We start from the raw sequence: 11,944 nt of genomic DNA, 5'->3' as shown, positions 1-11,944 counted from the left end.
TTATGAAGAAAAATAAGACAGAAGCCAGCCCCCTGCTCGCAAGCCCCGGGGACGGCTCGGCGGGGAAGCTGCCAGCCGGGGTCAGTCTGCTTTGCGAGAGCGACTACGAGGCCTATATGGCTGATGAAAATCTGCGCTGGAGAAGAGATTATGTCAGGCAGGGAGAGTTCAAGACATACGATGGACTGTCCTTGCGCTATTACACTGCGAGACAGGAAAAATCGCGGCAGGCGAGGGCCTGCGTTGTCATGATTCACGGTTACTGCGGTTTCTGGTGCAAATTTCATGAAATGGCAGAGTATTACTGGAGAGCCGGTTATGAGGTCTTCTTTCTGGAACAGAGAGGGCACGGATACTCTGGCAGGCAGGTAGAGGCAGAGGATCTGGTGCATGTGGACGATTACGGCGATTATGTGAGGGACCTTCACAGCTTCATGGAAGGGATTGTAGAGCCTCAGACCGGGGGCCTGGCGCATATTCTCTTTGCCCACTCGATGGGCGGCGCGGTCGGGGCTCTCTGTCTGGAAGAATATGCCGGGGATTTCGACGCCGCTATTCTCAGCTCTCCCATGCTTGCCGTGAAAACGAATGGCCTGCCGCGCTTTGTCATTCCCCTTCTGCGGGCCAAAATCAAGATCCTAAGACAGGAGAAAGAACCCTTTCGCGGATCGAAGCCCTGGACGGGAGAGCCTTCCTTTGAGAGCAGCAGCGCCATGTCTTTGAAGCGCTACAACTATATCTTTGAAAAGCGCCTGAAGGACGATCACTATCACACCAATCGGATGTCAGGCGGATGGGCTGCCGCCAGCTTTCGGGCGACAAAAAAAGCGCTGAAGAGGGCGGACCGGATTCATATTCCGATCCTTCTCTTCAGCGCTGGAAATGACGCGCTCGTCGATATTGCCGGGCATTTTGAATTTGCGGGCAAGACAGAAAACACGCAGTGGATTCTCTATGAGAATGCCAAGCATGAGCTCTTTAACGCTGACGACGCGATCCGAAAAGACTACTATGCCCGAATCTTTTCTTTTCTTGCGCGTTTTGACCGCCCAAATCAGTCCTCTTGAAGAGACGTTTCCTCGCGGTCTTCCATGGGTACAAAATCTCTGTGAGGCTGAACGGTCATGTAGGCCGGACGCATGATCTTGGAATCGGATGAGATCTCCTCCATCCGGTGGGCGGACCAGCCGGCGATGCGGGCGATGGCAAAGATAGGAGTGTATAGCTCAACAGGCAGACCCAGCATCTGGTAGGCGAAGCCGGAGTAGAAGTCGACGTTGGGAGAGACGCCCTTGTAGATCTTGCGCCTGTCCGCAATGACTTCCGGCGCCAGACGCGCGACCAGCTGATAGAGGGCATACTCCTTCTCGTAACCCTTTTCTCTGGAGAGCTTCTCGACAAAGCCCTTGAAGGTGATGGCGCGGGGGTCGGAGATCGAATAGACGGCATGACCGAGGCCATAGATCAGACCGGCTTTGTCAAAGACCTTTCCGTCCAGAAGGTCACTCAAGTATTGCTTTACCTCTCCCTCATCTGTCCAGTCCCTGACCTGTTTCTTCATGTCCGCGAACATCTGGATGACCTTGATATTGGCGCCGCCGTGACGGGGCCCCTTGAGGGAGCCCAGAGCCGCCGCGATGGCGGAGTAGGTGTCTGTACCGGAGGAAGAGACCAGGTGGGTGGTAAAGGTGGAGTTATTACCGCCGCCGTGCTCTGCGTGAAGAATCAGGCAGACGTCCAGAAGCTTGGCTTCCAGAGGGGAGAAGCTGGAGTCGGCCCGCAGGCAGTGGAGAATATTTTCGGCTGTCGAGAGGGCCGGATTGGGATTGTGCAGGATCAGAGACCCGTTTTCGTAGTAATGCTTGTAGACCTGGTAGCCGTAGACGGACAGGAGAGGGAAGTTGGCGATCAGCTGCAGGCATTGGCGCAGAACATTGACCGGAGAGGTCTGGTCCGGGTTGGCGTCGTAAGCGTAGAGGGTTAAGACGGACCTGGCCAGGGTATTCATCATGTCCTGGCTGGGTTTTTTCATAATGACGTCTCTTGTGAAATTGGGGGGGAGACTGCGGTAATCAGACAGGAGCTTCTTGAAATCGGTGAATTGCTTCTCAGTGGGAAGCTGGCCGAAGAGGAGGAGATAGATGACCTCCTCAAAGCCGAAGTGATTATCGGCGGATTGATTCCTGACGATGTCCTGGACATTGTAGCCGCGGTAGTAGAGTTCGCCGTCACAGGGAATGATGGCATCGCCCACGCGCTTGGTGGCGTTGACCTCGGAGATATCGGTAATGCCGACCAGAACGCCGCGTCCGTTGATGTCGCGCAGACCTCGCTTGACATTGTAGGTGCTGTAGAGCTCGGGGTTGATATATGAGGCTTTCTGTGACTTCTTGGCCAGATCTTCAATAATGGGGGTGATTTGGGAATAATTAGTCTCTGACATGGCAAACCTCCTTGAAAATATATCTAGGATTTTATCATTTCCGGATAGGTCAGACAAATGAAGCAAGAGTGAATATGCCGATTGAGGCAAGGATTGAAGCAAGGGTAAATATGCCGGATGGAGTTGAATCGAAGGTAAATGCGGCAAGAGGAAATATGTCAAATGCGGCAAGAAGGAATATGTCAAATGCGGGTCAAATGTGGCAAGAAGGAATATGTCAAGCCCCTTGAAGACAAGGGGGAGATAGAGTAGTATGAAGTTGACCTGAGTGTCCCAGACTCGTATATTTTGAACCTACATTTACTTTAAAAGGGACTCCTATATCAGCTGTCCGGCTGCCAGGCCACCGATTGTCGTGGAAGGCAAAAAGCAGAGTGCGGTAACCCACCTAGCTGTGCGCTAGGAGTCAAAATTGCGAGCGGATGCCGGGTCTTTTTTTGCCCTTTTTGGCAGGGATATCCGCGAATGCATTGAGAGAACAGGGACAAGCCGAATGAATTGAGCGGGCAGGGCTATCCGCGGGTCGATGGAATCAAATGGTGATGGAAGCGATGAAAGAAGAGGCTCTTGCGACAATGGAATCAGGCCAACCGCGCGAGCGGATTCTTCTGTCTGTCCGTGAACTGGTGGAATTTCTGGGGAGAAATGGCGATATCGATGACCGCAGCCAGGGGAGAGATTCTCTTGCCGCCATGCAGGCCGGAAGCCGTCTTCACCGCAGACTGCAAAAGCAGGGTACAAGCGCCTATCATCCCGAGGTCCCCTTGCGGATCTCAATCGATATGGGCGAATATGATCTGGAGATTTCCGGCCGGGCCGACGGGATCATCTATGAGCAGGACGACAGGGGCGAGATCAGTGAAGAGTCTTTGCCTGTGATTGACGAGATCAAGGGAATGTATCAGGATGTCCTCGCCTTTGAAGAGCCCCTGTCGGTTCATCTGGCGCAGGCGAAGGTCTATGCCTGGATCTTTGCGAAGGAGCATGGCCTTTCTGGTATTCGCGTTCAAATGACCTACGCCAATCTGGATACGGAGCAGATCAGGCGTTTTCAGGAGGATTTTGGCCTGGAGGATCTGGGCCGCTGGTTTGATGAGCAGATCAAGGCCTATTGCCCATGGGCAGACTTTCGCTTTCATTGGAAACAGCTTCGCAATGAGAGCATTCGCGCCTTAGACTTTCCCTACGCCTACCGGCCGGGACAAAAGAAGCTGGCCTCGGACGTCTATCGCAGTATTCATCGGGGAAAAACCCTCTTCATCCAGGCGCCTACCGGCGCGGGCAAGACCCTGTCCGTTCTCTTTCCGGCCATCAAGGCTATGGGGGAAAAAGAAGCAGATCGCATCTTTTATCTGACAGCCAAGAGCGTCACAAGAAGCGTGGCCAAGGACAGCATTCACCTTTTGACGGATGGAGGATATCGGGGCAAGACCACAGAGATTGTGGCCAGGGACAAAATGTGTCTGCTCCAGGAGCGCTCCTGTAATCCGGAAGATTGTCCCTATGCCAGAGGGCATTTTGACCGTATCAATGCCGCCCTCTACGACTGCCTGACCTCGCGGGACCTGTTCGATCGAAATTTCATCATGGAATACGCAAAACAGAGTCAGGTCTGTCCCTTTGAGCTCTGTCTGGATCTGGCCTCCTTCAGTGACAATATTTTCTGCGACTATAACTATGTCTTTGATCCCAACGCGTCGCTGACCCGTTTCTTTGGGGAGGGTAGGAGGGAGGAGAATCTCCTCCTGGTGGATGAGGCCCATAACCTTGTGGATCGCGCCAGGCAGATGTACTCAGAGACACTCTTTTATGAGGATTTTCATACTCTGCGCCGCCTTTTTAAGGGAAAGAATCCCAAGCTAATGAGGGCGGCAGGCAAATGCAGCCGCTTCTTTTCGGACTGGACCAGGGACTTGGAGGATTACCGGATCTTAGACAATATCGATTCCTTTGTCCTTGCCCTGATGAACGTCGCCTCCTGCATCAGCGTCTATCTGGAGGAGGGACCCCGGCTGGATGAACATGAGCAGATTCTTGAGATCTATTTTCGAATCCGATATTTTCTGACGGTCGCGGACTGGCTGGATCAGCGCTATCGGATCGTCCTGGAGGAGCTTGGGAAAAATGCCGCCCTTCATCTCGACTGTATGGATCCGTCCCAACTTTTGGGGCGACGGATCGAATTGGCAAGATCCTGCATTTTCTTCTCGGCAACCCTGCTTCCCATCCGCTACTACAAGGATCTTTTGTCCGCTGACCGACAGCCCTACGCGGTTTACGCCGACTCTGTTTTTAAAGAAGAACAGCATGGACTTGTGATTGCTTCAGATGTCTCAAGCCGCTATCAGCTGCGCAATCCTGCTACCTACCGGCGCTATGCGGACTATATCAGAAGGATCAGCCATGCGAGACAGGGCAATTACATGGTCTTCTTTCCCTCCTATCGTTTCATGGAGGAGGTCTATGGGGAATTTTTGCTGCCTGATCAGGAGGACTGTGAGGTTTTAGTCCAGGAGAGGGAGATGTCTGAGGAAAATCGTGAGTCTTTCCTGGGCCGGCTCCAAAAGAAGCGCAAGTCAACTCTTCTGGCTTTTTGCGTGATCGGCGGGATCTTCTCGGAGGGGATTGACCTGCCGGGAGACAGCCTGATCGGCGCGGTGATTGTCGGCATGCCCCTGCCTCAGGTGAACCGGCAGACAAGGATCTTAAAGGACTATTTTGACAGTCGATCCTCTTTCGATGAGGATACAGAGGGGCTGCCCAAGGGGATTCGATTACGGGAGAGGAAAGAGGGCTTCGCCTACGCCTATCTCTATCCGGGTATGAACAAGGTTTTGCAGGCGGCCGGCCGTGTGATTCGAACGGAGCGGGACCGGGGGATCATCGCCCTTTTGGATGACCGTTTTTTAAGAGGGGACTACCAGGATTGTTTTCCCAGAGAGTGGAAGCATTATCAAAGGGTCAGCATCGGGACGGTAGAAAGCCAGGTGGGGAAATTTTGGGATCAGACGGATGTTTCGGATCAGAGGAAGGGACCCCGGGAAGAGGGAGAGCAGAAAGAGAAGGATTAGAAAGAGAGATTAGAAAGAGAGATTAGATAGATCAGGAGCGGTCTATCTTGTCTATCGACTGCTTTTCGCGGAGCTAGGGATGAGCCGGGCAGACTTTCGAGCGGAAAATCTGGGCTATCTTGCCCAGTCCCAGGAGATTGCCGGAGCAGTTTCAGGATTGAACTTTGGGGAACAAAGTGGCATAGTCATAATAGAGAATGTTCCCCAAAGGAGTGAAGATAATGGCTATAAAATATAATGAAATACAAGAATTACTTAGAAGTCGTGCTGACCTTCATGCCAGATTAAATTTGATGCCTTATGATGGTACACCTGAAATAAAAGAACGCGGTGATGGAAAGTATCTGTATATAAGAAAGCGTGTAGCAGGTAAACTGACGTCAACTTATGTAGGAGTGTATACCGAAGAACTTTATAATTTACTTCTTCGTAATGCCAGAGAAATACGTGAAATAAGAAAACAACTTAGAAATATAGAAAAGCAGCTGACTGCCGCTGGATATTCAGAAGATGAATTGTCTGTTGATGTTGTAAATAATATTGTATTTGCAAGAGTGAATATGAAGATGAATATCTACGATCAGGCTGTGTTGGAGGGCGTAGCTACATCTTTTCCACAAACAGAAGAGATTATAGAAAATGGAAAAGTTAGTGGTATGACAGCAACGGATGTACAGAAAATCTTAAATTTAAAACATGCATGGGAGTTTATTTTAGATAAAGATGTAATAGCGAGTAAATCTGACTATTATATGCTTAGCTATATTGCAAGGCTTGTTAATGAAGGATTCTTTGCAGAAGGAGGTCGGATTCGAGGTGTCCCTGTGACAATAGGCGGCTCATCCTATGTACCGCCATTACCTAATGAAATAGATATTAAAGACAAAATAACAGAAATCACTGGAGATGATGCAGATGCAATTGATATTGCGATTAGGTTATGTCTTTATTGTATGAAGGCGCAAATATTCCTGGATGGGAATAAGAGAGCATCTGTTATTTTTGCTAATCACTATTTGATATCTCATGGAGGAGGATTTTTAGTTATTCCTGAAAAAGAAGTTCCGGAATTTAAAAATCTACTTGTAAAGTATTACGAAGGAGATGATATATCTATTATTTCTGATTTTATGAAAAAACATTGTTGGAAAACGATGTAGTTATAAAAACATTGGGCCAGGACGAGTTTTGTGCAAAGTATGAAAAAGAAATACAAGCAAAGATGACCGAGCGGTTGATTGGATCAGCTGCATTCAAAGATAGGCGTGAATTGATATAAAGTGTTGAGGCTGATGGAAGGACCGCAGCTCGTGGCCATGATTTATGAGGATAGATTTGGCAGCAGTTCAATAAAGGCCCGGGCAGCGGGCGTGAGCGGAAGAGAGGGCATGGTGGCGACAATCAGCTGGCGCTGGGGGATCTGATCTCTTAGGTCGACGATGACAAGGTCTCTGCTCTCTTTTTTGATGCAGAAATCGGGGACGAAGGCGATGCCGAGACCGATCCGGGCCAGGTCGATCAGGAGGTCATTGGAGGCCAGACGGATGGTGGGCAGAAGCTCCATCTGCTGCTGCAGGAAGAGCTTGTGCAAAAATTCTGAGGTGGTAGAGTGCTTCTCCAGGGTCATGAGGGGGAAGCGGTTGATCTCCTTTATGGTCATAGGACAAGACAGGTCAAAGCAATTGGGATTGCCGCAGAAGATGTCGCTGAATCTGGCCACCGTGTGATAAATACTGGAGGGAGACAGGCGCATATTGGGATAGTTGCAGACGATCAGATCCACCTTTCCCTGCTCTAAGAGGTCGGCGCAGGCCAGGGAGGTGGCATTGGTGACACGAATGGTGATATCGGGGAATTTCTGATGGAATTTTCTGAGATAGGGGACCAGGAAATAGCGGCAGATCGTGTCGGAGGCCGCGATGTGCAGCTGGCCGGACGCGACAATGGCGTCGTCCAGGAGCTGGTCCTCAGCCCGCATAATCAGATTGATGGCCGGCTCTACATGTTTGAAGAGGATTTCCCCGGCTGGCGTCAGGGAGACCTTCTTGGTGGAGCGGAGGAAGAGCTGCTGATCCAGCTTCTTCTCCAGAGTCTTGATGGACTGTGAGACAGCGGACTGGGAGATAAAGAGCTGCTTGGAAGCCTCAGAGAAGGAGAGGGTTCTGGCAACATAGTAGAAGACACGGTATAGCTCGTAATTGATATCCATATGCAGACTCCATTTATTTTTCGCGTTTCGTTCAGCTTCATGCCGTCAGCGCGACTTCGCGTCATTAGCTCAAGCTGCGTGTCGACGGCACAGCTTCGTATCATCAGCTTAAATTGCGTGTCGACGGCACAGCTTCGTATCATCAGCTTAAATTGCGTGTTGACAGCATAGCTTCATCTCGTCAGCGCGATTTACGTCAAATTTATATCATAAGTAAAAATTAAAATCACTTCCAAATCTATTATACAGCCTAATGATTCGAATTAGAAAGTATAATATTCGGCCAAAGAAGCCCTATGCTATACTTTCTTTAGCATTTTGCGGCCGAAAAAGGGGCGCGGAGCAATCGGATCGGAGGGATTATCCATGGGTGCTGTCAGAAGATTATATGTGGAGAAGAAGCGCAGCTATGCTGTTGCCGCCAGAGAGCTGGAAGCGGAGATCAAGAGCTATCTCGGGATTCGGACTGTGGATAAGGTTCGCATTCTGATCCGTTATGACCTTGAGAACGTCTCTGACGCAGTCTATCAGCAGGCCGTCAAGACCGTCTTTGCTGAGCCGCCCGTCGACGATGTCTACGAGGAGACCTTTGAGAGGACCGGCGTCTCATTCTCCGTCGAGTATCTTCCGGGACAGTTTGACCAGAGAGCCGATTCCGCCGAGCAGTGTCTGAAGCTTCTAAATGAGGATGAAGAGCCCATCATACGCACAGCTACGACCTACATCATAGAGGGAAAGATCCGCCCGGAAGAGCTGGAAGAGATCAAAAACCACTGTATCAACCCGGTGGATTCCAGAGAGTGCGCAGATGACAAGCCCCAGTCTCTCGATATCAAGTATAAAGAGCCGGACGATGTCATTGTCTTTCAGGGGTTTTCAAGTATGGGGGAGAAACCCCTCAGGGAACTCTATGAGTCACTGAATCTGGCCATGACCTTCAGGGACTTCCTCTGGATTCAGACCTACTTCGCCCAGGAGGAGAAGAGGGATCCCTCCATGACCGAGATCCGTGTCCTGGACACCTACTGGTCCGACCACTGCCGCCACACCACCTTCTCCACGGAGCTGACGCATGTAAAGATTCCCGATGGCTTCTATGCGGAGCCCATCCGAAAGACCTTCGACGAGTATAAGGATAACTACAGGATTCTCTATCAGGACAGAGATGACAAATTCGTCTGTCTGATGGACATTGCTTTGGCCGGGGCCAAAATCCTCAAGAAAAAGGGGCTTCTGACCGACCAGGAGGAGTCTGATGAGATCAACGCCTGCTCCATCGTCGTTCCCATTGAGGTGGACGGACAGACGGAGGAGTGGCTGGTCAACTTCAAAAACGAGACCCACAACCACCCCACGGAGATTGAACCCTTCGGCGGCGCGGCCACCTGTCTGGGAGGAGCCATTAGAGATCCGCTGTCGGGCCGCACTTATGTCTACCAGGCCATGCGGGTGACCGGCGCCGCCGATCCCACGGTCTCGGTCAAAGAGACGTTAAAGGGCAAGCTGCCCCAGAAGAAGATCGTCCGGGAGGCGGCTCAGGGCTACTCCTCCTATGGTAACCAGATCGGACTTGCCACCGGCTATGTCAAGGAAATCTACCATCCGGACTATGTGGCCAAGCGCATGGAGATCGGAGCCGTCATGGGGGCTGCCCCCCGCCGGGCTGTCCAGCGGCTGAACTCGGATCCGGGGGACAGGATCATCCTCCTGGGAGGCCGGACCGGGCGCGATGGAATCGGCGGCGCAACCGGATCCTCCAAGGCCCACAATACAGAGTCCACCCAGGAGTGCGGAGCCGAGGTTCAGAAGGGAAATGCTCCCACCGAGCGCAAGCTGCAGCGTCTCTTCCGCAGGGAGGAGGTCTCTTACATCATCAAGAAATGCAATGACTTCGGAGCCGGCGGCGTATCTGTTGCTATCGGGGAACTGGCGGACGGCCTTGACATCAATCTGGATCTTGTCCCCAAGAAGTACGCCGGTTTGGACGGAACCGAGCTGGCCATCTCCGAGTCCCAGGAGCGGATGGCGGTCGTTGTCGCTCCCGAGAATGTCGATCGCTTTTTGTCCTACGCCGCTGAGGAGAATCTGGAGGCTGTCGAGGTCGCTGTGGTCACTGTCTCTCCCCGCCTGGTCCTCCGGTGGAGAGGGAAGAAGGTTGTCGATTTGTCCAGGGCCTTTTTGAACACCAATGGGGCTCACCAGGAGACCTCAGTCGAGGTGGTTTTACCTGAGGAAAAGGACAATTACACGGAGAAGATCGCCGTCTCCGCGGTTCGTGAGGCCCTGGAGGCAAATGACGTCAGGGCCGCATGGCTGGCCCTTTTGTCTGATCTCAACGTGGCTTCCCAGAAGGGGCTGGTAGAGCGCTTTGACGGCTCAATCGGGACAGGATCCGTATTCATGCCCTTCGGGGGCAGGTATCAGCTGACCGAGACTCAGTCCATGGTCGCCAAGCTTCCTGTCTCAGGAAAGAGATCTTCTGCGGTGTCGATGATGGCCTATGGCTATGATCCCTACCTGTCAAAGTGGTCTCCTTACCATGGGGCCAACTTCGCCGTTTTGGACTCTCTGGCTCGGATTGTGGCCTCCGGCGGTGACTATCATAAGATCCACTTTACCTTCCAGGAGTACTTCGGAAGGATGTCTGAGGATCCCAGGCGTTGGAGTCAGCCCTTTACCGCTCTCCTCGGCGCTTATCATGCCCAGCTTCGTCTCGGCCTGGCCTCGATCGGGGGCAAGGATTCCATGTCGGGCAGCTTCAATGAGATCGACGTTCCGCCGACTTTGGTGTCCTTCGCTGTCGATGTCGCAGACCTCTCGGACATTATTTCGCCTGAATTCAAGCGGGCGGGAGATGATATTGTCCTTTTTCAGGCCAAAAGGGATCCGTATGATCTGCCCGATTATGAGCAGATTATGAGACTCTATGACGCCTTTGCCCGGCTGATCAAAGACGGGGTCGTCAGGTCCGCCTATACCCTGGACGCGTATGGGGCGGCTTGTGCCATGTCTAAGATGGCCTTCGGTAACAGGATGGGCTTTGTCCTGGATCAAAAGCTGAGGAGAGAAGACCTGTTTGCCTTTGCGACCGGCAGCCTTCTGGCTGAGATCGATCCCGCCAAAAAAGAGCGGATGGAGGAGATTCTAATCGCCCATGGCCTGACGGATGCCTGCAGCAGGCTGGGGCAGCTGACAGATGACGGACGCTTTGTCTTCGGCGACATGGACCTGTCTGTGGATGAGGCCATAGGGGCCTGGACCAGACCACTTGAGAAGGTCTTCCCCACCAGATCCGGCCAGGAGACAGATAGGATCGAGAGTCCCGTCTACCGGGCCAAGAGGATCTATGTTAACCAGAACAAGGTCGCCAGGCCGACGGTCTTCATTCCTGTCTTCCCTGGCACCAACTGCGAATATGACTCCGCGGACGCCTTTGAGAAGGCCGGAGCGAAGACCCTTGTCAAGGTCTTTCGCAATCGCAATGCCCAGGATATCCGGGAGTCCGTTGACGCCTTTGCCAGGGCGATTGAAAAGGCGCAGATTGTCATGTTCCCAGGCGGCTTCTCCGCTGGCGATGAGCCGGAGGGATCCGCGAAGTTCTTTGCCACGGCCTTCCGTAACGAGAAGATGAAGGAGGCGGTCAATAAGCTCCTGTCTGAGAGAGACGGCCTGGTGCTTGGAATCTGTAACGGCTTCCAGGCCCTGATCAAGCTGGGCCTGGTTCCCTGCGGACAGATTCAGGCCCAGACAGAGGAATCGCCCACTCTGACCTACAACACCATCGGACGCCATATCTCCAAGGAAGCCTATATCAAGGTTGTCTCCAATAAGAGCCCCTGGCTCCAGGAGGCTGACCTCGGAGGAGTCTATACCAATCCGGCCTCTCATGGAGAGGGACGCTTCGTCGCATCCAAAGACTGGCTTGACAGGCTCTTTGCCAACGGACAGGTGGCGACTCAGTACGCTGACATGGAGGGCAATATTTCCATGGATGAGGAGTACAACATCAACGGGTCCTATATGGCCGTTGAGGGAATCACCTCTCCCGATGGAAGAGTTTTCGGCAAGATGTGCCATTCCGAGCGCCAGGGCCGGGGAGTTGCTGTCAATATCTACGGTCAGCAGGATATGCGCATCTTCGAGAGCGGAATTAAGTATTTTCATTAAATATCCAGTGTGATACGATACGTTAAGTTTAGGCTTTATCGGGAGTGGCAGGCA

Annotated in this window: 6 protein-coding genes; 4 read left to right on the top strand and 2 right to left on the bottom strand. The window is 52.3% G+C overall.

Annotated features, from left to right (window positions below; all coding sequences use genetic code 11):
• Positions 1–2: 2 nt before the first annotated feature.
• Positions 3–1,067, top strand: coding sequence for an alpha/beta fold hydrolase (locus GCWU000342_RS03755; RefSeq protein WP_006905935.1), 1,065 nt, complete (start codon positions 3–5; stop codon positions 1,065–1,067).
• On the opposite strand, the gene GCWU000342_RS03750 is transcribed toward GCWU000342_RS03755, so the two are convergent.
• Complete coding sequence (locus GCWU000342_RS03750; protein ID WP_006905934.1) at positions 1,055–2,443, bottom strand: citrate/2-methylcitrate synthase; 1,389 nt, start codon at positions 2,441–2,443, stop codon at positions 1,055–1,057. The genes GCWU000342_RS03755 and GCWU000342_RS03750 overlap by 13 nt on opposite strands.
• A gap of 542 nt (positions 2,444–2,985) precedes the next feature.
• Here GCWU000342_RS03750 and GCWU000342_RS03745 point away from each other — a divergent pair.
• Positions 2,986–5,514: an ATP-dependent DNA helicase gene (locus GCWU000342_RS03745; RefSeq protein ID WP_242649972.1), complete on the top strand. Its 2,529-nt coding sequence runs from the start codon at positions 2,986–2,988 to the stop codon at positions 5,512–5,514.
• A 221-nt stretch (positions 5,515–5,735) separates the two neighbouring features.
• Entirely contained in the window at positions 5,736–6,674 is a 939-nt protein-coding gene (locus GCWU000342_RS03740) for a Fic family protein (RefSeq protein ID WP_045000251.1), read from the top strand.
• Between the two features lie 161 nt (positions 6,675–6,835).
• Here GCWU000342_RS03740 and GCWU000342_RS03735 read toward each other — a convergent pair whose 3' ends face one another.
• Entirely contained in the window at positions 6,836–7,723 is an 888-nt protein-coding gene (locus GCWU000342_RS03735) for a LysR family transcriptional regulator (protein ID WP_006905929.1), read from the bottom strand.
• A gap of 366 nt (positions 7,724–8,089) precedes the next feature.
• Here GCWU000342_RS03735 and GCWU000342_RS03730 point away from each other — a divergent pair, with 366 nt between their 5' ends.
• The gene (locus GCWU000342_RS03730; protein ID WP_006905928.1) at positions 8,090–11,890 is read left to right on the top strand and encodes a phosphoribosylformylglycinamidine synthase; all 3,801 of its coding nucleotides are present in this window, start codon (positions 8,090–8,092) and stop codon (positions 11,888–11,890) included.
• The last annotated feature ends 54 nt before the right edge of the window (positions 11,891–11,944 follow it).

The sequence above is a fragment of the Shuttleworthella satelles DSM 14600 genome (genome assembly GCF_000160115.1).
Lineage (GTDB): Bacteria > Bacillota > Clostridia > Lachnospirales > Lachnospiraceae > Shuttleworthia > Shuttleworthia satelles.
This window is presented reverse-complemented; position numbering and strand designations above follow the sequence as displayed.